Raw genomic sequence first — 20,940 nt, 5'->3', positions numbered from 1 at the left:
ATGAACCTGCGAGCATCCATCATCGCGACGTGCGTCGGCGCAGCATTCTTCGGGGCTGGCTACATGTGGAACTACCAGCCTGACCTCGTCAATCCCGATGAAATATGGAGCTAGTTTCAATCTGACCATCGCAAGGCCCGAGCAGCAGTCTCCCGCGTGCTGATCGAGCCGCATTCAGCTCGCTTCAGTGGCCTGCACACGGTCGAGGCGGACGCTGCGAGATACGTCTGCGGCGCTGTGAGCGCGAACGACAAGGCCGGCCACGCGATCGGCGCCGCGTTCGTCTACACCGTGGCCAGCTACCTCGCCCGTGTCGACGACGGCGGCCGGATTACCTCTCAACACCTGCCATACAGATCGTGCCCAACGGCAACCGAGGTCAGGGCTGCCGAACAACAAGCGCCGATAGCCCCCGGCGCGCTGGCAATGGCCAAGGCCGTCGGAAAGGTCATTCCCCAATCGAGTGGCGGCACGATGGAGCAACAGCTTGGCCAACTCTCGGCGCGGACAGCAGCCGTCGCACCGGGAGCAGCTGGCTCGCTCGTCCCGGCAACAGCAGGACCGGCCCGGGCGGGAGCGGCGCCGGCAGGGGCACCTTCGGTGTCGCAGACGAAGACTGTACCGGACGGCGAACCGATCTGGCAGGCCGATCAGCCACCGGTCGCATGGCCGGCGCCGCCCTCGGGCCAGTGTCCAGCGAAATCGGCGCAGGAGCTGACGGCCGCCGAAGCCTTGGCTGCTGCGAAGGAGATCGAGGCGCGTTGGGAGCAGTCGAGAACATCGCAGGCTCCGACGAAACGTGTGTCGTCGCAAGATATCCAGAGAGCACGTTGCGCACTGCTCGCGATCGATCCCGCCGACAAGGATTATCCGCGGGCATGGGCAGCCTTCGTGCGGCTGCGGAACATCGAACGAGACCTGGCCGGTTGACGCCGTGCGCACGCGCGCGGCCGTGCACGGCGGCGCGCATCGGGGCCGGAGACGGAAACCGGGGCGCGACGTCTATGGCGGTCGCTACGCCCGTTGTTGCAACGCAACCCTCGCGTCCTTCCCTAGCCATGACGGCCGGTTTCACGATCGCTCCGCATGGTCCATGCGCAAATAGAGCGGGGGTACGATTGCACGCGGACATTGCGAAGATTTTCTGCAACACGTTCATCCCATATGCTATCAAAAAGCGTGCTTCGGAGTGATCCCCGCCCTATGACGACCCAGCGGCCCATAAGCTCTGACGACGAGCACCGGGTGCTCCAGTTCAGGCCGCGCACCTCGCCTCCCCCTGCGGTCCACCGCGGTAGCGGTACCGTGAAGCCGTTGCGCGGCGCGCCCGAACCGCTCGACCTGTCGCGCTACGAACAGCCTCGTGCCGAGCCGGGCGATTTCCGTCATCGCATGCTCGCCAACATCGCGGCGCTGGCCTTCACCATCGCGTTGACCGCCATTGGAATTTGGCTCGCGGTCAGCATCGCCGACTTGCGCCGGACCCAGGATTGCGTGCTGATGGGCCGTCGCGACTGCGTCAAGATCACGACGCCGCATATCTAGGCCCGGTCCGCCGGCGGGAGCAGGCCCCGGCGGGCGTCCCCAGCCCCGTCTCCTCGCCTGCCCGGCTCCATTGAACTCAGGGCGGCGCTCCGATATACGGGCTTTCGACCCGGCCAGAGCGGGGGTTGAGGGCGTCATCAGGGGCGCGATGCCCACCCACCGTGCCACTCTGGACAATCTGACAAATACCCGCAATATATCAAAGGCTTAGTGATGTCCTCCACATTCGATCAGGTCGCCACGATCATCGCTGAAACCTGCGACATCCCACGCGACACGATCACGCCGGATAGCCATGCCATCGATGACCTCGGCATCGACAGCCTCGATTTCCTGGACATCGCCTTCGCGATCGACAAGCAGTTCGGTATCAAGCTGCCGCTGGAAAAGTGGACCCAGGAGGTCAACGACGGCAAGGCGACCACCGAGCAATATTTCGTGCTGAAGAACCTGTGCGCCCGCATCGACGAACTGGTTGCGGCCAAGGGCGCGAGCGCGTAAGCGCGCGGCCATGCAACTCGAATACTTCCACATGATCGATCGCATCGTCGACCTCAAGGTCGACGAGAAGACGATCGTCGTCGAAGCCCAGGTCCCCAAGGAGAGCACCATCTTCGAGGGGCACTTTCCGGGTTACCCCTTGATGCCCGGCGTGCTCTTGATCGAATCGATGGCGCAGGCCTCGGGCTGGCTCCAACTCGGCGTGTTCAAGTTCGAGCGCATGCCGATTCTTGCCGCCGTGAAGGAAGCCAAGGTGCGCGGCTCGGTCTTCCCCGGCGATCTCATGAGCATCGAGGCGAGCCTCACCTATGAAGGCTCGGGCTATGCCATGACCGAAGCCAAGATCAGGGTCGGCGGCAAGCTGCGCGCGAATTCGGCGCTCACCTTCACGCTGATCCCCTTCCCCAATGCGGATATGCGCGGATACATGGCAAAAGTCGCCGAGCGTGTCGGCTTTCCGCAACAGGCCGTATCGCCATGACTGACACTGCTTCGAAGCCCGGCCAGACCGAGGTCTGGATCACCGGCATTGGCCTTGCCACCTCGCTCGGCGAAGGCCTGGACGCCAATTGGGCCGCGCTTTCCGAGAAGCGCATCAACGTCGACGAGAAGGGCTTTGCGCCCTACATCGTGCATCCCCTGATGCCTGTCAGCTTCGACAGCCAGATCCCGAAGAAGGGCGACCAGCGCCAGATGGAAGCCTGGCAGCGCATCGGCACCTATGCCGCCGGCCTTGCGCTCGATTCCGCCGGGATCAAGGGCAACAAGGACATCCTGTCGAAGATCGACATGGTGGTGGCCGCCGGCGGCGGCGAGCGCGACCTCAACGTCGACACCGGCGTGCTGACGGCCGAGGCCAAGGGGGCGAACGCGCCCGGCTTCCTCAACGAACGGCTGATGAGCGATCTGCGGCCGACCTTGTTCCTGGCGCAGCTCTCCAATCTGCTCGCCGGCAACATCGCCATCGTGCACGGTCTTGGCGGCACCTCGCGCACCTTCATGGGCGAAGAAGTTGCGGGGGCCGATGCCGCCCGCATCGCGCTGGCGCGCATCGCCTCGGGCGAGAGCGACATTGCCCTGGTCGGCGGCTCGCATAACGGCGAGCGCAAGGACCTCATGGTCCTCTACGAATTCGGCGACTTCAACCTGAAGGACAAGTTTGCACCGGTGTGGGCGCGCAAGGATCACGCCGGCTTCGCGCTCGGCTCGGCCGGCGCGTTCCTGGTGCTGGAATCGAAAGCCCACGCGCAAGCGCGCGGCGCAAAGCCGTTCGCAAGACTGTCGAGCGTCGTCGCCGACCTCGCCCGGCGCAAGCAGCCCGGCGACATGGCCGCGACGCTGGAGCAGCTCTGGGCCAAGCTGCCCAAGCGCGAAGGCAAGGGCGCGATCATCACGGGCGCGACCGGTGCGGAGCCGGCAACGAGCGAAGAGCGCGGCTTCCTGAAGGCTCACGCCGAATTCCCGGTGCGTTCGACCGGCACGATGTTCGGCCACACCATGGAGACGCAATTCCCGCTCGGCATCGCACTCGCCGCGCTGTCGATCTCGCGTGGTGCGCTGTTCCCGCCGAACGATTCCACTGGCACCGAGATTGAAATGCAGGGAGCGCCCACCCAGATTGTGGTGGTGGGAGCCGGACACTGGCGCGGCGAAGGCATGGCGCTGGTCGAGGCAGTAGACTAGCTCACCCGGGGGATCGACATGACTGCACCACGCGACAAACTCGGGCGCCCCGTCGTCGTCGTCACCGGCATGGGGATCATGACCTCGCTCGGTGCCGGCAAGGCCGACAATTGGGCGAAGCTCGTCGCCGGCGAATCCGGCATTCGCACCATCACCCGCTTTCCGGTCGACGGTCTCAAGACCACGATGGCCGGCACTGTCGATTTCGTCAGCGTCGAGCCGTTCTCGTCCACCGGCCTGTCCGAACGGATGGCTGAGCTCGTCACGCAGGAGGCGCTCGATCAGGCCGGCATCGGCGCCAAGGCCGATTTCCCGGGCCCGCTGTTCCTGGCGGTCGCGCCGGTCGAGGTGGAATGGCCGCAGCGCCGCGAGCTCGGCCGCGCCGTCGGCAAGCCCGACTTCAACTATGACGATCTGCTGCGCATCTCCGGCGGCGGCAAATACGCCGCCTATCATCACCGTTTCATGTTCGGCTCGGTCGCAGCACACCTCGCCGAGACCTTCGGCACCAAGGGCTCGCCGATCTCGCTGTCGACGGCCTGTGCCTCCGGCGCGACCTCGATCCAGCTTGGTGTCGAAGCCATCCGCCGCGGCGAGACCGACGCTGCGCTGTGCGTCGCGACCGACGGCACGGTCAATCCTGAAGCCATGGTGCGGTTCTCGCTGCTCTCGGCGCTGTCGACCCAGAACGATCCGCCGCAGGCGGCCTCCCGCCCCTTCTCCAAGAACCGCGACGGCTTCGTGATGGCAGAAGGCGCCGGCGCGCTGGTGCTCGAAAGCTACGAAGCCGCCACCGCGCGCGGCGCAAAGATCCTCGGCGTGATCGCCGGCTGCGGCGAGCTCACCGATTCCTTCCATCGCACCCGCTCCTCGCCCGACGGCAAGCCGATCATCGGCTGCATGAACAAGACGCTGGCCGACGCCGGCATGACGCCGGACCAGATCGACCACATCAACGCGCACGGCACCGCGACGCCCGAGAACGACAAGATGGAGTACAACACCACATCGGCCGTGTTCGGCGAGCTCCTGCAGAAGATTCCGGTCACCTCCAACAAGTCGATGGTGGGCCACACCATCTCGGCCGCCGGCGCGGTCGAGGCGATCTTCTCGCTGCTCACGCTCGAGCATCAGCGCATTCCGCCGACGATCAACTACGACACACCGGATCCCACGATCCTGTTCGACGTCGTCGGCAACAAGGCGCGCGATGCCCGCGTCACCGCCGTGATGTCGAACTCGTTCGGCTTCGGCGGCCAGAACGCCTCGCTAATCCTGACCCGCGAACCGGCCTGACCGGACGCATGGCGCTCCTGACTGCGAGCACGAAGGCCCGCGCGCGGGCGGCTGCCAAATCAATCGGCGGCAGCCTGATCGGTGCCGCCACGGTCGGCATGCTGCGCACCACGCGCTATTTCGACCCGGTCAAGACCTCGGACTTCTTCGCACGCGTCGTGAAGACGATCGGCCCGCGCCTGCGCGAGCACCGCATCGGCCGCGCCAATCTCGCTGCGGCCTTTCCCGAGAAATCGCCGGAGGAGATCGAACGGATCCTGATGGGCGTGTGGGACAATCTCGGCCGCGTCGGCGCCGAGTTCGCCCATATGGACCGTGTCTGGGATTACGACCGTGCCCATCCGGAGAAGAGCCGGATCGAACTGACCCAGAGCAGCATCGACCTGTTCGACCGTATCCGCGACGACGGCAAGCCGGCCCTGATCTTCGCCGCACACCTGGCCAATTGGGAATTGCCGGCGCTCGCGGCAGTCGCGCACGGGCTGGACGCTGCGATCCTCTACCGCCGCCCCAACATTGCCTCCGCCGACCGCATCATCCAGGAGATGCGCCAGGTCAACATGGGCACGCTGATCCCCGCCGGCCGCGACGCGCCGCTGCGGCTCGCGCAGGCGCTGAAGGACGGCAAGCACGTCGCCATGCTGATCGACCAATACCTGACCGGCGGCGTCGAGGTCACCTTCTTCGGCCGCAAGACCCGCGCCAATCCGATGCTGGCGCGCCTCTTGCGCCAGGTCGAATGCCCGATCCACGGCGTGCGCATCATCCGCCTGCCCGGTGGCCGCTTCCGCGGCGAGATCAGCGAAGAGATCCCGCCGGTGCGCGACGCCGAGGGCAAGATCGACATCCAGGGCACGACCCAAGCGATCACGAGCGTGGTGGAGAGCTGGGTGCGCGAACATCCCGAGCAATGGCTGTGGCTGCATCGCAGGTGGCGGTAGGAGCCGTCTGCCGTCATTCCGGGCAGTCCGCAGGATCGAACCCGGAATCTCGAGATTCCGGGTTCGATGCTTCGCACCGGAATGACCTGAGCCTCACCGCCCCGTCTTCACCCGGGTCCAGAGCCGGTTGATGATCCGCTGCGTCGCCGGCTCGCGCGCCGTGATGACGAACAATTTTGAAAGCGTCGCCTCGTCCGGATAGATGTTCTTGTCGTTCAGGATCTTCGGATCGACCAGCTTCTGGCTGGCGAGGTTGCCGCTGGCGTAGGACAGGAAGTCCGAGTTCCTGGCGGCAACGTCTGGGCGGTAGAGATAGTTGATCAGCTCATGGGCTTCGTTGACGTTCTTGGCGTCGGCAGGGATGGCGAGATTGTCGAAGAACATCTGCGCGCCCTCTTTGGGGATGGCGTAGCCGATCTCGATGCCGCTGCTGCTGTCCTTCTTGGCTTCGGCGGCGCGGGCGCGGGCCTGCATGATGTCGCCGGACCAGCCGACCACGAAGCAGATCTCGCCGGTGGCGAGCGCGCTCAAATATTCAGACGAGTGGAACTTGCGGACGGACGGACGGACCTTGGCGACGGCATCGGCGGCTTTCTCCAGGTCGGCCTGCTTGGTCGAGTTCGGATCGAGACCGAGCCAGCTCAGCGCCGCCGGAAAGATGTCGTCGGCGGAGTCCAGCATGTGCACGCCGCAATCCTTGAACTTGGCCAGGTTCTCCGGCTTGAAGACGATGTCCCAGCTGTCGATCTTGGCATCGGCCCCGAGGACCTGCTTCACCTTGGCGACGTTGTAGCCGATGCCGGTCGTGCCCCACATGTAGTTGGCGGCATAGACGTTGCCGGGATCGTAGGTCGCCAGATGCTTGGTCACCATCGGCCAGGCATTGGCGAGGTTCGGCAGCTTCGCCTTGTCGAGCTTCTGGAAGATGTTGGCCTTGATCTGGCGCTGCAGGAAATAGGCCGTGGGCACCACGACATCGTAGCCGGACTTGCCGGCCATCAGGCGCGTCTCCAGCGTCTCGTTGGCATCGAACGTGTCGTAGACGACCTTGATCCCGGTCTCCTTGGTGAAGGCCTCCAGGACATCAGGCGCCATGTAATTGGACCAGTTGTAGAAATTGACGACCCGCTGCTCCGCCTGAACTGGGGCGGAAAGCAACGTCAGCGGCGCGACGATCGCAAAACCAAGGCAAAGCCAGGAAAAGCAAAGCCTCGCGCGGCCGACCTTCGTCATCACTACCTCTTGCGTCCACGCACCGCGTCAGAGAGCCGTTCCAACGCGGTGTCCAGCGTCTGGTCCTTCTTGGCGAAGCAGAAGCGCACCACCGAGGTCACGGGGTCCTGCTCGTAGAATGCCGAGACCGGGATCGCCGCCACCTTGTAATCCTTCACGATGCGCCAGCAGAATTCGGTGTCGCTCTCGTTGAGTCCGAGCGGCGACAGGTCCACGGTGAGGAAGTAGGTGCCTTGCGACTTCAGCACGGGGAAGCCGAGGCTTTCGAGCCCCCTGGTCAGGCGGTCCCTGCTCCGCGTCAGATCCTTGCGCATCGACAGGAAGTACTCGTCGGACTTGCCGAGTCCGAAGGCGACGGCGGCCTGCAGGTTCGGCGCGGTGGTGAAGGTCAGGAACTGGTGCACCTTGGCAGCGACGCGCAACAAGGGCGGTGCGGCGCAGACGAAGCCGATCTTCCAGCCGGTGAGCGAGAAGATCTTGCCGGCCGAGCCGACCTTGATGGTGCGCTCACGCATGCCCGGGATGGTGATCAGCGGGATGTGCTTGTGCTCGTCGAAGGTGACGTGCTCCCAGACCTCGTCGCAGATCGCGATGACGTCGAACTCCTGGCAGTAGCGCGCGAGCAGCTCGAGGTCCTCGCGCGGATAGACCACCGCGGACGGATTCAAGGGATTGTTGAACAGCACAGCCTTGGTCTTTGAATTGAAGACGCTTTTCAGCATGTCCTCATTCAGCCGCCAATGCGGCGGCTCGAGCCGGACGAGGCGCGGAATGCCGCCGGCCTGCCGGATGATCGGCAGATAGGAATCATAGACCGGCTGGAAGCACACCACCTCGTCGCCAGGCTGGACCACCGCGAGTATGGCCGAGGTCAGCGCCTCGGTGCCGCCGGAGGTGACCATCACCTCGCTCATCGGATCGAGCTTGAGGCCGTGCCAATGGCCGTAATGGGTCGCGATCGCCTGGCGCAGCTCCGGCAGGCCCATCATCGACGGGTACTGGTTGTAGCCGTTCAGCGAGGCCTCGGCCGCGGCGCGGCGGATGTCTTCCGGGCCGGGATCGTCGGGAAAGCCCTGGCCGAGATTGATCGCGTCGTTGTCGCGGGCGGCCTGCGACATCGCCTCGAAGATGGTGACGGGAAGGTCGGCGAAGACCTTGTTCAGCGAGGAGCTCTTTGACATCGGATGAGGTCAGCCACCGGCCTTGCTGGGAAGACCGGCCGCCTTCCAGCCCAGCATGCCGCCGGCCAGATGCTTGTCGTAAGGCAGGCCCGCCGCCTGCGCCGCGAGCGAGGCCGTCACCGAGCGCTTGCCCGAGCGGCAGGCGAACACGACCTGCTTGCCCTGGGGATCGGGAATCGCCTTCGGATCGAAAGTCGAGAGCGGGACGACGACGCCGTAAGGATAGGCCTCAGCCTGGACCTCGTTCGGCTCGCGAACGTCGACCAGCAGATAGCGTCCTTCCGCGACACCTTTGGAGACCTCGTCCGGGGTCAGATCCTGTACCTGGTTTGCCACATCATCCTCCAACGTCGCGAGCCGCAGGCCGGGGCGTCCGGCCGGCGGCAACCTCGCCTCTCGGGAGACGAAAATCAAGCGCTACAAAGGCTTGAGCCGCGCGGCGCAAGTTAAAGCTAAATCGCAGCGACTTGAAGTGCGGCGTTCGGAGGCCGCGCCAGAGACACCGCCCTCCCTCTCACCACGCCCTCGATGTCATTCCCCGCGAAGGCGGGGAATCCAGTACGCCGCGGCTCCTCGGTTCTAGCCGCGCCGTCTCTGGAATACTGGGTCGCCCGGTCAAGCCGGGCGACGACAGCGGAGCTAGATCGCCACCTGGGTGCCGACCTCGACCACGCGGCCGCTCGGGATCTGGAAATAGTCCGTGGCGTCGTTGGCGGAGCGGCTGAGCGAGATGAACAGCCGGTCCTGCCAGCGCGGCATGCCCGAATGAGCGGCCGGCTTCAGCGCCCTCCGCGACAGGAAGAACGAGGTCGACATGATGTCGAACTGCCAGCCGAGCTTGCGGGCGATCGCCAGCGCCTTCGGCACGTTGGGCGATTCCATGAAGCCGAACCTGAGCGTCACCTTGGAGAAGGTCGGCGAGATCTGCTCCAGCTTGACCCGCTCGGACGGATCGATGCGCGGGGTCTGCGCCGTCTCGATGGTGAGAATGACGTTCTTCTCGTGCAGCACCTTGTAGTGCTTCAGGCTGTGCATCAGCGCCGTCGGCGCGCTCAGGGGATCCGAGGTCAGGAACACGGCGGTGCCGGGCACGCGCTGCGGCGGCCGCTTCTCCAGCATGGCGACGAGCTCGGCGAGCGGGAACTCGAGCTTACGCGACTTCTCGAACAGGAGCCGGCTCCCGCGCCGCCAGGTGTACATCACGATGATCATGAGCGCGCCGAGCGCCAGCGGCACCCAGCCGCCCTCGAGCACCTTGAGCAGGTTCGCGCTCAGGAAGGTCAGATCGAGGAGCAGGAACGGGGCAATCAGCGCCGCGGCCGCCAGCGGCTTCCAGCGCCAGCCCTTCCAGACCACGACAAAGCCCATCATCGCCGTGACCACCATGGTCCCGGTGACGGAGATGCCGTAGGCCGAAGCCAGCGCGCTCGAGGAGCGGAACAGCAGCACCAACAGCACCACCGCGACCAGCAGCAGCTGGTTGATGCGCGGGATGAAGATCTGGCCGGAATGGGCTTCAGACGTATGGCGAATTTCGAAGCGCGGCAGCAGGCCGAGCTGGATCGCCTGGCGCGTCAGCGAATAGGCGCCGGTGATGACCGCTTGGCTGGCGATGACGGTCGCCATGGTGGCGAGCACGACCATGCAGCCGCGGAAGAAGCCTTGCGGGAACAGCTGGAAGAACGGGCTCACGATCGCGCCGGGGTCGCTGAGCACGAGCGCGCCCTGCCCCAGATAGTTCAGCGCCAGCGAGGGCAGCACGATCGACAGCCAGGCGAACTGGATCGGCCGCTTGCCGAAATGGCCGAGGTCGGCGTAGAGCGCCTCGGCGCCGGTGACGGCAAGGAACACCGCGCCCAGGGTCACGAAACCGATGATGCCGTGGTGGAGCATGAAGGACACGGCGTAGAGCGGGTTCAGAGCCAGCAGCACCTGCGGCTGCTGGATGATCGGATGGATTGCCGCCGCCGCGATGACGGCGAACCAGACGCACATGATCGGGCCGAAGAAGGCGGCGACGCGGGCGGTGCCGCGCGACTGCACGGCGAACAGGCAGACCAGGATGAGCACCGTCAGCGGCACGATATAGGGCTCGAACCTGAGCGTGACGTCCTTCATGCCCTCGATCGCCGACAGCACCGAGAGCGCCGGCGTGATCACGGCGTCGCCGTAGAACAGCGCGCCGGAGATGATGCCGAGCAGGACGATGGTCGCCCCGCCGGTGCCGACCGCGCGCTGGGCCAGCGCCATCAGCGCCAGCGTGCCGCCCTCGCCGTTGTTGTCGGCCCGGAGCAGGATCACGACGTATTTGAGCGTCACCACGACGATCAGCGCCCACAGGATCAGGGAGAGCACGCCGAGCACCGCGGCCGGCGTCGGAAGCCCCTCTGCGCCCGAGGCGGCCATCACCGCCTCGCGGAAGGCGTAGAGCGGACTGGTGCCGATATCGCCATAGACCACCCCGATGCTGCCGAGCGTCAGCGCCCCGAAACCGGCGGTGGTATGGGCATCGCCATGCCCATTGGCCGCCACCGTTTCCGGGGCGGAAATCGCTACATCACTTGTCATGGGAGAGCCTACGGCCTCTAAAATGCTTCACTGCACAACGGCGGAGCGCGCGGCTTATAGTCCTGCGCTACCGACATAGCCTAGCCCGTTATCAGGCCTTAGCTATGCAAATCCGCATAGCTACTGCAGTTTCGTTCTAGATGGTGACCTGGGTTCCGACTTCAACCACGCGTCCGGTGGGGATCTGGAAATAGTCGGTGGCATCGTTGGCGGACCGGCTGAGCGCGATGAATAGATGATCCTGCCACAGCGGCATGCCCGACTGCGCCGATGCTTTCAGCGATCGCCGTGACACGAAGAACGACGTCGACATGATGTCGAACTGCCAGCCCTGCTTGCGCGCGATCGCGAGCGCCTTGGGCACGTTCGGCTGCTCCATGAAGCCGAAGCGCAGACGGACCTTGGAGAATTTGTCGCTGATCTTCTCCATGCGGAATCGCTCCGCCAGGTCGACCCGCGGCGTGTGCGCGGTCTCGATGGTCAGGATCACGTTGTGCTCGTGCAGCACCTTGTTGTGCTTGAGATTGTGCAGCAGCGCGGTCGGCACGAACGCGGGATCGCTGGTCAGGAACACCGCGGTACCCTTGACGATGTGCGGGGGCCGCTTCTCGAGGCTGCGGATCAAATCGTCGAGCGGCACCTCGATCCGTCGCGTCTTCTGGATCAAAATTCCGGAGCCCTTGCGCCAGGTCCAGATCGTCCCCGCCATGACGATTCCGAACAGCAGCGGCACCCAGGCGCCTTCGAGCAACTTGAGCAGGTTGGCGCTGAAGAAGCTCAAATCGACGATGACGAAGGGGACGATCACGGCCGCGGCCGTCGCCGCGCGCCAGTTCCATAGCTTCCAAATCACGACGAAGCCCATGATGCCATCGGCGACCATGGTGGTGGAGACGGCAATACCGTAGGCCGAAGCCAGATTGCTGGGAGTGTGGAACAGCAACACCAGCAGCATCACGCCGATCAGCAGCAGGCGGTTGACGCGCGGCAGATAGATCTGGCCGGCATGGGATTCGGAGGTGTAACGCACCTCGAAACGCGGCAGGAGCCCGAGTTGCACGGCTTGGTGGACCAGCGAATAGGCGCCGGTGATGACCGCCTGGCTCGCGATCACGGTTGCGGCTGTCGCGAGTCCGACCAGCGGTAGCACCAGGCTCTCGGGCACCATACGATAGAAGGAGTGCTCGATCGCGCTGGGATCGGACAGCACCAGCGCACCCTGCCCGAAATAGTTGATCAGGAGCGCGGGCAGCACGAAGAACATCCAGGCCGACTGGATCGGCTTGCGGCCGAAATGGCCGAGATCGGCATAAAGCGCCTCGCCGCCGGTCACCGCCAGGAACACGGCGCCGAGCGTCACGAGGCCGATAACGCCGTGCGACAGCACGAACTGCACTGCGTAATAGGGATTGATTGCCGCGAGCACGGTGGGGTCGTCGGCGATGTGGACGGCCCCCATCACCGCGATCACGGCGAACCAGACCACCATCACAGGCCCGAAGGCCGATGCGACCAAGGCGGTCCCCTTGCTCTGGACCGCGAACAGCAGCACCAGGATGAGGACGGTGAGCGGCACGACATAGTGCTCGAGCGCGGGGGTCGCGAGCTTGAGGCCCTGCACCGCCGAAAGCACCGAGATCGCCGGCGTGATCATGGAATCGCCGATGAACATGGAGGCGCCCACCACACCGAGCGCCATCAAGACCCAGCTTCGCCGCCCGAGCGCGCGTTGACCGAGCGCCATCAGCGAGAGCGTGCCGCCCTCCCCGTTATTGTCGGCACGCAGCAGCAGCAGGACGTATTTGGCGGTGACGACGATCAAAAGGGCCCACAGGATCAGCGAGAGCACACCGAGCACGATGACCCGTGAGACCGGCTCGCCATGGGCCGCTCCCTTGACCGCCTCGTGAAATGCGTAGAGCGGCGAGGTGCCGATATCGCCGAAGACGACGCCGATGCTTCCGAGCGTAAGGGCCCAAAAACCTGATCTGACCGGCCCTTCCTGGGTCTCGGCCTGTGTGATGCTCGCCGTCATGAGGGTGAAGAACTCTTCTTCCCTGGGAATTGATCCGGCGCCTTTTGACGCTTCCGGTGCGCCTGTCAATCGGCGCACCACCATAGCAGGCGCGGAGCCGGATGCTGTGACGCTGCAGCCACGCTCATCGCCCGCGCAACGACATGCCTCAGGTAACATGGTAGCGCAAGAGAGTCATCCTCCGGGCACGATCGCGTCGGAAGCCGACGCGCACCGTGCCCGGTCAGGGCTTCAGATTTGGCGGCAGCGGCGGATCCTCGCGCATCAGGGTGATGGTCACTCGCCGGTTGGCTGCGAGCGAAGGATCGTCCGGAAACAGTGGCTGGGTGTCCGCCTTGCCGGAGACGGCGAAGATGTGCGACGGCGGCAGGCCCTCGCGTTCGAGAATCTGACGCACGGCATTGGCGCGGTCGGCCGACAGATCGAAGGCGCCGTAATCGCTGCGGTTCGGCACGAAGCCGGCCGCGGTGTGACCGGCGATGGAGACGCGGAGCGGCGTGGCCTTGAGCGGAATGGCGAGCTTCTCGACCAGGCGGCGGGTCCTGTCATAGGGCACCTTGGAGCCGTCGGCGAACATCGAGCGGCCGTCCTGGTCGACGATCTCGAGGTTGAGGCCCTGCTTGGTCTCCTCGAACATGATGTGCTTGGACATCTCGGTCAGCTCCGGCATGTCCTGCAACGCCTGGCGCAGCGAGGCTGCGGCGAGCGCGAAATTGCGGTCGACCTTGATCTTTGCGCCGGAGGTCTTCTCGCGGTCTTCCTGATCCGGCGTCGGCGTGTTGGACGCATCTTCCGGCTGGATGTGGTCGACGTTCTTGAGCCGCGGGCGCGTCGGCAGACCGTCCGATTCGACGATGCCGGAGTAGCGCGCTTCGCTCTGCACGCCGAACGCCTCGCGCATCGAGCCCGCGACGATCTTCAGCTTGTTGGCATCCTGTGTGGAGAACGCGACCAGCATCACGAAGAACGCCAGCAGCAGCGCCATCAGGTCGGCGAAGGTCACGAACCAGCCGTGGCCGCCGCCGTGAGCATTGCCGCGCTTCTTCTTGGCCATCTCTCAAATTCCGGGCAGCGGCCTTAGGCCGGCACCGGCTCTCCCTCGGTGTTACGATGCTTCTCCGGCAGATAGGCCAGCAGCATTTCGCGCACCAGGGTCGGGCTCTTGGAGTCGCGGATCATCAGGATGCCGTCGATGATCAGGGTGCGGTTGGTCTCTTCGTCGAGCAGCTTGCCGTGCAGCTTGTCGGCAATCGGCAGGCAGACCAGGTTGGCGACAACAGCGCCGTACAGGGTCGCCAGCAGCGCGGTGGCCATGAACGGACCGAGCTTGGAAGGATCCGACATGTTGGAGAACATCTGCACCATGCCGAGCAGCGTGCCGATCATGCCGAACGCCGGGGCGCAGTCGCCGACGGCGCGGTAGATCTTGCTGCCTTCGTCGAGATGCATCAGAAAGTTGTCGCGGTCGCGCTCCAGATTGTCGCGAATGAAATCGAGGTCGTAGCCGTCGGCGACGTAGCGGATGCCCTTGGCGAGGAACGGCTCGTCAGTCTCGACCTTTTCCAGCCCGACCGGACCCTGCTTGCGGGCGATTTCGGCGATGCGGGCGAGTTCGTCGACGAGATCGTGGGCCGAAAGGCGGCTCAGGGTGAAGGCAAACTTCGCGCCGAGCGGCACGCCGTGGATCATCGCGGACAATGGAAAGCGGATCATCGTTGCGGCGAAGGAGCCGCCGAAGATGACGATCACGGCGTGGATGTCGTAGAACATCCCGAAGCTGCCGCCCATCAAGATCAGCGTCGACACCACTGTGGCGCCCGCGGCCAACCCGACGAGTGTTGCGATATCCATTCTCGACTCCAACGCGTACGCGACAACGGCCGTCCTGGCCGCTGGTGCGGCCCAACCCCGAACCGCATCGCAAACCCTAGAGCGCCGCCCTTAAAGCCGCGTAAAGGTTAAGTTGAGCCAGCACGCCGGACCGGCCCAGTGCGCTTGGGGATACCGGCTTTGCCGCTTGCCGACAGGGATCTCAACGTTTCACTAACCATAAAAGCGCCCTCGGCCGATGATGTCCTCGCCCTCCGGGCGGCGGACGCATGAACACGCAGCCGTTATGGCCGACACTGGAGCGTCGAGGGGTCTCCCATGGTTTTCTGGCTGGCGTGCGCGATTGGATTGGCCATCGCCTATCTCTTTGGTTCTGTGCCCACCGGTTATCTCGCAGGGAAGTTGATGAGGGGTATCGACATCAGGGAGCACGGCTCCAAATCGACCGGCGCGACAAATGTGCTGCGCATCCTCGGAAAATGGCCCGCGCTGGCTGTGCTTCTGGTTGATGTGCTCAAGGGTGCCGCGGCAATTGTCTTTGCCCGCTGGTTCTTTGGCTGGGTCTTCACGTTTCCATCAGGCACGCCGCCGGCCGCACTCGATCCGCAAGGCTGGATCGACTGGGCCGTGTGTCTTTCCGGACTTGCCGCGTTGCTGGGACACGCCCTCTCGATTTGGCTGAACTTCACCGGTGGCAAATCCGCGGCGACAGGGCTCGGCGTCCTGCTTGCGATGGCGTGGCCGGTCGGGCTCGGAGCAGCAATCGCTTTTGCTGTCGCCTTGGCTGTGTCGCGCATCGTCTCGCTGGGCTCGATGCTGGCCGCGCTGACGGCGATCGCCCTCGTCTGCGTCCTCCAGCAACCCTTGCCCTATCGATTGCTGGTGCTTGCAGGTGGCATCTATGTGATCGTGCGCCATCGCAGCAACATTCAGCGCCTGCTGGCCGGGACCGAGCCACGGTTCGGGCAATTCAGTCCGGAACCACGGCCGGAGCCTTAAGGAACTGCTCGCTCGCCATCGAAGCTGAGTTCCCAAGCGAACTGCGGCCCTGCGCCACGGGCGGGCCGGTTAATGATCTGCTATTCTGCGCCTGCACATGCTCGATCGCGGGAGCGATTGCAATGTTGACGCTATTCGGTGTTCTCACCGCGTTGCCGGCGGTGCTGGCGCTCCATCTGCTCGAGCCGGAGCTGGTCCTGCCGGCGTTCAGCGCCCTGCTCTTTGTCGAGGCGGCCTTCGCCCTGCTCGCGGCGCGATTGCTTCACAGCCCCAACAGCGCGGACGACATCACCCTCTGGGACTTCGCCGGCGGCTTCGCCCTGATCGGATGTGCCGCCGCCGTGCTGGGAGAGCCGGATCAGGCTGCCCTGTTCCTGGCCGAACAAGGCAGCACGCGACCGGCGTCATCGCCGTAGGCTCAGTGGATCTCCGCCGAGCGCTTCAACGCGGCCTTCAGCTTTTCCAGCGAAAAATCGGGACTGCGGGCGATCTCCAGGATCGGCGTCTCGCGGCGACCGCAGAGCTCGGCAGCCTCGGGCAGCTTTGCCGCGACGTCGAGCGGGATCACGATGGCGCCGTGCCGGTCGGCGTGGATCAGGTCGTCAGACCTCACGGTCATGCCGGCGACGCGGACCTCGCCGCCAAAGCTCTCGGCATGGACCCAGGCGTGCGACGGCCCGATCGAGCCGGCCAGCGCCTGGAAGCTAGGGGCCCATTGCGGGATGTCGCGGATCGAGCCGTCGGTGATGACGCCGAGGCAGCCGAGCGCCTTGTGCACGTTGCTCTGCACCTCGCCCCAGAACGCGCCGTAGCCGACGTCGGGACCGTCGATGTCCTGGATCACGGAGATGCGCGGCCCATGGCCGGTGCCGACATATTCGTAATATTCAATGCGGCGCTTCGACTGCTCCTCGGCGGGAAGCGAGGATTTCAGCACCGAGCGGATCGCAACCGTGCGGGCATAGCCGACGATCGGCGGCAAATCGGGGAACGGGCAGACCAGTTGCTTGGTGGTGTAGCCGATCAGCCGGCGCTCGGGCGCCACGATCTCCATGGCATTGCAGATCGTCGGCGTGTCGTAGCGGCCCAGCGCTTCGAGGACGGAAGCGGGCAGCGGCCCGGTCGCTTTATCGGTCACGGCGTTCTCTCCCAGATTGGCGGCTGATTGACGCGATGCCGCCGTCACAGGGCGATATAGCCGAGATCGGGTCTCAACCCAACTCGGGGGGCCTCATGGCAGATATCCGCGTGTCGCGGCTCAGTGCAGGCGTCCGGGCCGGTCGTCGTCGTCCTGCGGCGGCTCTGACAGATTCGTCAGCGTCGGTGCCGAGGGCGGCGAGGAGACCTCGTCTCCCGCAGGCGCCGCAGCCTGCATCGCGCGGGCCTGGTCGCGATAGGATTTGTAGCCGAGCGGTAAAGCCAGAAGATACAGCACCGTGCCGATCGACAGCACGTGCCAGGGATAGGCGATCAGCAGCGCGATGAAGACGATCACCGCGACGAAGGCCGGCAGCACCAGCTCCGGCGGCACGCGCATGCGCTTGGTCTTGCCGGAGAACACCGGCAGGCGCGACACCATCAGGAAAGCGATCAGGAGCGTGTAGGCCGCCGTCACCGCCGCAGGCATGCGGCCGAGATCGAGGAAGGCGACGTAGATCGGCAGCAGCACGGTGATCGCGCCGGCCGGCGCCGGCACGCCGGTGAAGAAATTGGCGGCGAAGGCCGGCTTGTTGGGATCGTCCATGGTGGCGTTGAAGCGCGCCAGACGCAGGCCGCCGGAAATCGCGAACACCATGGCGGCGATCCAGCCGGCATTGCCGAGCTCGTGCAGCTGCCAGAAATACAGCATCAGGCCGGGCGCAACGCCGAAATTGACGAAATCGGCGAGGCTGTCGAGCTCGGCGCCGAACTTGGACTGGCCCTTGATCATGCGCGCGATGCGCCCGTCGATGCCGTCGAGCGCGGCCGCGAACACGATGGCATAGACGGCGAGCGACATCCGCCCTTCGATCGACAGCCGGATCGAGGTCAGGCCGGCGCAGATCGCCAGCAGCGTGATGACGTTGGGCACCAGCATCCGCACCGGTATCGGGCGGAACCGGCGGCGGCGTACATCGGGATCTCTCAGATCGTAGGGCGTCATGGCTGTCCTCACCTCGAGGCGAGATATAGCAAGCCGCGCCCCCCTCCGCCATCGCAGCGGAAGGCCCTCCTGGACCGACTATTGGTTAATTGGCGCGGAAGGCGCGGCCGGGATCGTCGCCGGCAAGATCGGCCAAAATCGTCTCGCCGGCTATGGCGGTCTGCCCTTCCGAGACCAGTGCCTTGGTGCCAACGGGCAGATAGACGTCGAGCCGCGAGCCGAAGCGGATCAGGCCGAAGCGCTCGCCGGCGCCGATCGCCTGGCCTTCCCGGACGAAACAGACGATGCGCTTGGCGACGAGGCCTGCGATCTGCACCACACCGATGCGGGCCGTCGGCGTCGAGATGACCAGCGAGTTGCGCTCGTTGTCCTCGCTGGCCTTGTCGAGCTCGGCATTGATGAAGAGGCCGGGGCGGTAGGCGATGCGATCCACCCGGCCCGCGACCGGCGCGCGGTTCACGTGGCAATTGAACACGCTCATGAACACCGAGATGCGCGGCAGCGGCCGGTCGCCGAGGCCGAGCTCGGCCGGCGGCAGCGCCATGGTGATCATCGAGACGCGGCCGTCGGCCGGCGACACCACCAGCCCCTCGCGCACCGGCGTCACGCGCACGGGATCGCGGAAGAACAGCGCGCACCACACGGTCAGGATCGTGCCGATCCAGCCCAGAGGCGACCACAACCAGAACAGGACCAGGCTGGCCAGCGCAAAGCCGCCGATGAAGGGATAACCCTCCTTGTGGATCGGCGGGATCTGACGCTGGATCGAATCGAGAATGGACATCGTTATCTGCCGCTCGGGGTTAATGGCGCAGGTCGCGCGGGCCTGTTTAGGCCAGAGTTGGGACCGGAGACAAGGTCACACCGCCGCCGCAGGCGTCGTCAGGGCGTCATCGACCGGGGGCGGCTCGCGGTTGGGGGCCTCGCCGGTGTCGGCCATCTGCGCCAGCTTCTCGCGCGCCGCCTCGGCCTCGCGCTGCCTGTTCCACATGCTGGCATAGAGGCCGCCATGGGCGAGCAGCTTGGCGTGGGTGCCCCGCTCGGCGATGCGGCCCTGATCCAGCACGATGATCTCGTCGGCTCCGACGATGGTCGAGAGCCGGTGCGCGATCACCAGCGAGGTGCGGTTCTTCGCCACGCGATCGAGCGCGCCCTGGATCTCGTGCTCGGTGTGGGTATCGAGCGCCGAGGTCGCCTCGTCCAGCACCAGGATCGGTGGCGCCTTCAAGACGGTGCGCGCGATCGCGACGCGCTGCTTCTCGCCGCCGGACAGCTTGAGCCCGCGCTCCCCCACCTGGGTCTCGTAGCCCTTCGGCGCCATGCGGATGAAATGGTCGATCTGCGCCAGTTGCGCCGCTTCCTCGACCTCGGCATCGCTGGCGTCCCAGCGACCGTAGCGGATGTTGTAGCGAATGGTGTCGTTGAACAGCACGGTATCCTGCGGCACCATGCCGATCGAGGCGCGGAGCGAATCCTGCGTCACGCTGCGGATGTCCTGGCCGTCGATCAGGATCCTGCCGCCGGAGACGTCATAGAGGCGGAACAGAAGGCGCGAGATGGTCGACTTGCCTGCGCCCGACGGGCCGACGATGGCGACGGTCTTGCCGGCCGGCACCTCGAAGCTGATGCCCTTGAGGATCGGACGCGTCGGCTCATAGGCGAAGCGCACGTCCTCGAAGCGTACGGTGCCGGCGGAGACGACCAGCGGCTTGGCATCGGGGGCGTCCTTGATCTCGGCCTCGCGGCCGAGCACGCCGAACATCTTCTCGATGTCGATGATCGCCTGTTTGATCTCGCGATAGACCATGCCCATGAAGTTCAGGGGCTGGTAGAGCTGGATCATCATGGCGTTGACCAGCACGAAATCGCCGACCGTGTTGGTGCCGTTGCGCACGCCGATCGCGCACATCAGCATGGTCGCGGTCAGGCCCAGCGTGAAGATCACCGCCTGTCCGGTGTTGAGCACCGCGAGCGAGGTGTAGGTGCGGACGCTCGCTTCCTCGTAGCGCTCCACCGATTTGTCGTAGCGCTGCGCCTCGCGCGCCTCGGCGCTGAAATATTTCACGGTTTCGTAGTTGAGCAGCGAGTCGATCGCCTTGGTGTTCGCCTCGGTGTCGGAATCGTTCATCTTGCGGCGGATGCCGATCCGCCACTCGGTCGCGATGTAGGTGTAGTACATGTAGAGCGCGACCATGATCAGGGTGGCGACCACGTAGCGCCAGTCGAACTGCCAGAGCAGCACGGCCATCAGCAACGAGACCTCGACGATGGTCGGGATCAGCTGCAGGATCACCATGCGGACGATGACTTCGATGCCCTCGCGGCCGCGCTCCAGCACGCGGGTGAGGCCGCCGGTCTTGCGCTCGAGGTGGAAGCGCAGCGACAGCTCGTGCATGTGGATGAAGGTGATGGTGGCAAGCTTGCGCACCGCGTGCATGGCGACGCGCGCGAAGATGCCGTCGCGCCATTGCGTCAGCAGCGCCATCAGGATGCGCATCACGCCGTAGCTCACCGTCAGCAACAACGGCGAGGCGATCACCCAGAGCTGCCAATTGTCGGCCGCGACCGGCGCGGTGTTGGCGCCGGTCAGCGCGTCCGTCGCCCATTTGAAGCTGAACGGGACCGCGAGCGTGATCAGCTTGGCCGCGAGCAGCAGCACCAGCGACCACACCACGCGCATCTTCAGGTCGAAGCGGTCGCCCGGCCAGATATAGGGCCACAGATGCGCCAGCGTGCCCATCAGCGTCCCCTGCTCGGGCGCGCCGCCGGCAGGAACGTCGGCGCCGTCGAACGATTGAGGTTGGTCCATCAAGAAGCCTGAAAGCCCACCGGATGCGGGCGTCGTCGAGATTTACGATTTTCGCCTGTCATATAGAGCCTTCCCGATGCCAGCGCACCCCGTCAAATGGCGAATCTTCGATTGTTTGCCGCCATTTACCGGTAGATTTCCGGGAGTATCGAATCACCTGAAGGGCTTGACGCCTC

Annotated in this window: 20 protein-coding genes; 9 read left to right on the top strand and 11 right to left on the bottom strand. The window is 65.2% G+C overall.

The window, feature by feature from the left end; translation table 11 throughout:
* Window positions 1-156: 156 nt before the first annotated feature.
* The 7 genes from DCM80_RS24015 to DCM80_RS23985 all read left to right on the top strand — a co-directional run bounded on the left by DCM80_RS24015 (window position 157) and on the right by DCM80_RS23985 (window position 5,966).
* Complete coding sequence (locus DCM80_RS24015; protein ID WP_257194019.1) at window positions 157-930, top strand: hypothetical protein; 774 nt, start codon at window positions 157-159, stop codon at window positions 928-930.
* Window positions 931-1,203: 273 nt separating this feature from the next.
* Window positions 1,204-1,545 carry a hypothetical protein gene (locus DCM80_RS24010; protein ID WP_028135690.1) on the top strand — a complete coding sequence of 114 codons (342 nt, stop codon included), beginning with the start codon at window positions 1,204-1,206 and terminating at the stop codon, window positions 1,543-1,545.
* Between the two features lie 213 nt (window positions 1,546-1,758).
* On the top strand, window positions 1,759-2,046 hold the full coding sequence (locus tag DCM80_RS24005) for an acyl carrier protein (RefSeq protein WP_007592476.1): 288 nt from the start codon (window positions 1,759-1,761) through the stop codon (window positions 2,044-2,046).
* Between the two features lie 10 nt (window positions 2,047-2,056).
* Window positions 2,057-2,527, top strand: coding sequence for a 3-hydroxyacyl-ACP dehydratase FabZ family protein (locus tag DCM80_RS24000; protein WP_028135689.1), 471 nt, complete (start codon window positions 2,057-2,059; stop codon window positions 2,525-2,527).
* Window positions 2,524-3,729 carry a beta-ketoacyl-ACP synthase gene (locus tag DCM80_RS23995; protein ID WP_257194018.1) on the top strand — a complete coding sequence of 402 codons (1,206 nt, stop codon included), beginning with the start codon at window positions 2,524-2,526 and terminating at the stop codon, window positions 3,727-3,729. Before DCM80_RS24000 ends, DCM80_RS23995 begins: the two co-directional genes overlap by 4 nt.
* Before the next feature lie 18 nt (window positions 3,730-3,747).
* Window positions 3,748-5,025 (top strand): beta-ketoacyl-ACP synthase, encoded by a 1,278-nt coding sequence (locus DCM80_RS23990; protein ID WP_028135687.1) that lies wholly within the window; start codon window positions 3,748-3,750, stop codon window positions 5,023-5,025.
* Window positions 5,026-5,033: 8 nt separating this feature from the next.
* Window positions 5,034-5,966: a lipid A biosynthesis lauroyl acyltransferase gene (locus tag DCM80_RS23985; protein ID WP_257194017.1), complete on the top strand. Its 933-nt coding sequence runs from the start codon at window positions 5,034-5,036 to the stop codon at window positions 5,964-5,966.
* Window positions 5,967-6,059: 93 nt separating this feature from the next.
* Here the strand turns inward: DCM80_RS23985 and DCM80_RS23980 are convergent, their stop codons facing one another.
* From DCM80_RS23980 to DCM80_RS23950, 7 genes are all read right to left on the bottom strand, one after another.
* The gene (locus tag DCM80_RS23980; RefSeq protein ID WP_257194016.1) at window positions 6,060-7,199 is read right to left on the bottom strand and encodes a polyamine ABC transporter substrate-binding protein; all 1,140 of its coding nucleotides are present in this window, start codon (window positions 7,197-7,199) and stop codon (window positions 6,060-6,062) included.
* Window positions 7,200-7,201: 2 nt separating this feature from the next.
* A complete protein-coding gene (locus DCM80_RS23975; protein ID WP_257194015.1) occupies window positions 7,202-8,380 on the bottom strand; it encodes an aminotransferase in 1,179 nt (392 codons plus the stop codon).
* Between the two features lie 9 nt (window positions 8,381-8,389).
* Window positions 8,390-8,716 carry a rhodanese-like domain-containing protein gene (locus tag DCM80_RS23970; protein ID WP_028135683.1) on the bottom strand — a complete coding sequence of 109 codons (327 nt, stop codon included), beginning with the start codon at window positions 8,714-8,716 and terminating at the stop codon, window positions 8,390-8,392.
* Window positions 8,717-9,019: 303 nt separating this feature from the next.
* Complete coding sequence (locus tag DCM80_RS23965) at window positions 9,020-10,948, bottom strand: potassium transporter Kup (RefSeq protein ID WP_257194014.1); 1,929 nt, start codon at window positions 10,946-10,948, stop codon at window positions 9,020-9,022.
* Window positions 10,949-11,084: 136 nt separating this feature from the next.
* A complete protein-coding gene (locus DCM80_RS23960; RefSeq protein WP_257177775.1) occupies window positions 11,085-12,983 on the bottom strand; it encodes a potassium transporter Kup in 1,899 nt (632 codons plus the stop codon).
* A gap of 223 nt (window positions 12,984-13,206) precedes the next feature.
* The gene (locus DCM80_RS23955) at window positions 13,207-14,037 is read right to left on the bottom strand and encodes a flagellar motor protein MotB (RefSeq protein ID WP_028135680.1); all 831 of its coding nucleotides are present in this window, start codon (window positions 14,035-14,037) and stop codon (window positions 13,207-13,209) included.
* Between the two features lie 23 nt (window positions 14,038-14,060).
* Window positions 14,061-14,834 (bottom strand): motility protein A, encoded by a 774-nt coding sequence (locus DCM80_RS23950; protein WP_257194013.1) that lies wholly within the window; start codon window positions 14,832-14,834, stop codon window positions 14,061-14,063.
* Between the two features lie 297 nt (window positions 14,835-15,131).
* Here DCM80_RS23950 and plsY point away from each other — a divergent pair, with 297 nt between their 5' ends.
* On the top strand, window positions 15,132-15,812 hold the full coding sequence (plsY, locus tag DCM80_RS23945; RefSeq protein ID WP_257194012.1) for a glycerol-3-phosphate 1-O-acyltransferase PlsY: 681 nt from the start codon (window positions 15,132-15,134) through the stop codon (window positions 15,810-15,812).
* 122 nt (window positions 15,813-15,934) lie between these two features.
* Window positions 15,935-16,228, top strand: coding sequence for a hypothetical protein (locus DCM80_RS23940; RefSeq protein ID WP_257194011.1), 294 nt, complete (start codon window positions 15,935-15,937; stop codon window positions 16,226-16,228).
* Between the two features lie 2 nt (window positions 16,229-16,230).
* On the opposite strand, the gene DCM80_RS23935 is transcribed toward DCM80_RS23940, so the two are convergent.
* From DCM80_RS23935 to DCM80_RS23920, 4 genes are all read right to left on the bottom strand, one after another.
* The gene (locus DCM80_RS23935; RefSeq protein ID WP_257194010.1) at window positions 16,231-16,950 is read right to left on the bottom strand and encodes an RraA family protein; all 720 of its coding nucleotides are present in this window, start codon (window positions 16,948-16,950) and stop codon (window positions 16,231-16,233) included.
* A 120-nt stretch (window positions 16,951-17,070) separates the two neighbouring features.
* Window positions 17,071-17,955 (bottom strand): phosphatidylcholine/phosphatidylserine synthase, encoded by an 885-nt coding sequence (locus tag DCM80_RS23930; protein WP_257194009.1) that lies wholly within the window; start codon window positions 17,953-17,955, stop codon window positions 17,071-17,073.
* A gap of 85 nt (window positions 17,956-18,040) precedes the next feature.
* A complete protein-coding gene (locus DCM80_RS23925; protein WP_257180901.1) occupies window positions 18,041-18,745 on the bottom strand; it encodes a phosphatidylserine decarboxylase in 705 nt (234 codons plus the stop codon).
* Window positions 18,746-18,814: 69 nt separating this feature from the next.
* On the bottom strand, window positions 18,815-20,764 hold the full coding sequence (locus tag DCM80_RS23920; RefSeq protein ID WP_257194008.1) for an ABC transporter ATP-binding protein/permease: 1,950 nt from the start codon (window positions 20,762-20,764) through the stop codon (window positions 18,815-18,817).
* Window positions 20,765-20,940 lie beyond the last annotated feature (176 nt).

The sequence above is a fragment of the Bradyrhizobium sp. WBOS08 genome (genome assembly GCF_024585125.1).
Lineage (GTDB): Bacteria > Pseudomonadota > Alphaproteobacteria > Rhizobiales > Xanthobacteraceae > Bradyrhizobium > Bradyrhizobium japonicum_B.
The sequence above is the reverse complement of the archived record's forward strand: the minus strand, read 5'-3'. Positions and strand labels throughout refer to the sequence as shown.

Bases quoted from the DNA above. Each gene is read 5' to 3' on its own strand.
- DCM80_RS24010 (WP_028135690.1), top strand. From the start codon at position 1,204: ATGACGACCCAGCGGCCCATAAGCTCTGACGACGAGCACCGGGTGCTC.
- DCM80_RS24005 (WP_007592476.1), top strand. From the start codon at position 1,759: ATGTCCTCCACATTCGATCAGGTCGCCACGATCATCGCTGAAACCTGC.
- DCM80_RS24000 (WP_028135689.1), top strand. From the start codon at position 2,057: ATGCAACTCGAATACTTCCACATGATCGATCGCATCGTCGACCTCAAG.
- DCM80_RS23995 (WP_257194018.1), top strand. From the start codon at position 2,524: ATGACTGACACTGCTTCGAAGCCCGGCCAGACCGAGGTCTGGATCACC.
- DCM80_RS23990 (WP_028135687.1), top strand. From the start codon at position 3,748: ATGACTGCACCACGCGACAAACTCGGGCGCCCCGTCGTCGTCGTCACC.
- DCM80_RS23985 (WP_257194017.1), top strand. From the start codon at position 5,034: ATGGCGCTCCTGACTGCGAGCACGAAGGCCCGCGCGCGGGCGGCTGCC.
- DCM80_RS23980 (WP_257194016.1), bottom strand. From the start codon at position 7,199: ATGACGAAGGTCGGCCGCGCGAGGCTTTGCTTTTCCTGGCTTTGCCTT.
- DCM80_RS23975 (WP_257194015.1), bottom strand. From the start codon at position 8,380: ATGTCAAAGAGCTCCTCGCTGAACAAGGTCTTCGCCGACCTTCCCGTC.
- DCM80_RS23965 (WP_257194014.1), bottom strand. From the start codon at position 10,948: ATGACAAGTGATGTAGCGATTTCCGCCCCGGAAACGGTGGCGGCCAAT.
- DCM80_RS23960 (WP_257177775.1), bottom strand. From the start codon at position 12,983: ATGACGGCGAGCATCACACAGGCCGAGACCCAGGAAGGGCCGGTCAGA.
- DCM80_RS23955 (WP_028135680.1), bottom strand. From the start codon at position 14,037: ATGGCCAAGAAGAAGCGCGGCAATGCTCACGGCGGCGGCCACGGCTGG.
- DCM80_RS23950 (WP_257194013.1), bottom strand. From the start codon at position 14,834: ATGGATATCGCAACACTCGTCGGGTTGGCCGCGGGCGCCACAGTGGTG.
- plsY (WP_257194012.1), top strand. From the start codon at position 15,132: ATGGTTTTCTGGCTGGCGTGCGCGATTGGATTGGCCATCGCCTATCTC.
- DCM80_RS23940 (WP_257194011.1), top strand. From the start codon at position 15,935: ATGTTGACGCTATTCGGTGTTCTCACCGCGTTGCCGGCGGTGCTGGCG.
- DCM80_RS23930 (WP_257194009.1), bottom strand. From the start codon at position 17,955: ATGACGCCCTACGATCTGAGAGATCCCGATGTACGCCGCCGCCGGTTC.
- DCM80_RS23920 (WP_257194008.1), bottom strand. From the start codon at position 20,764: ATGGACCAACCTCAATCGTTCGACGGCGCCGACGTTCCTGCCGGCGGC.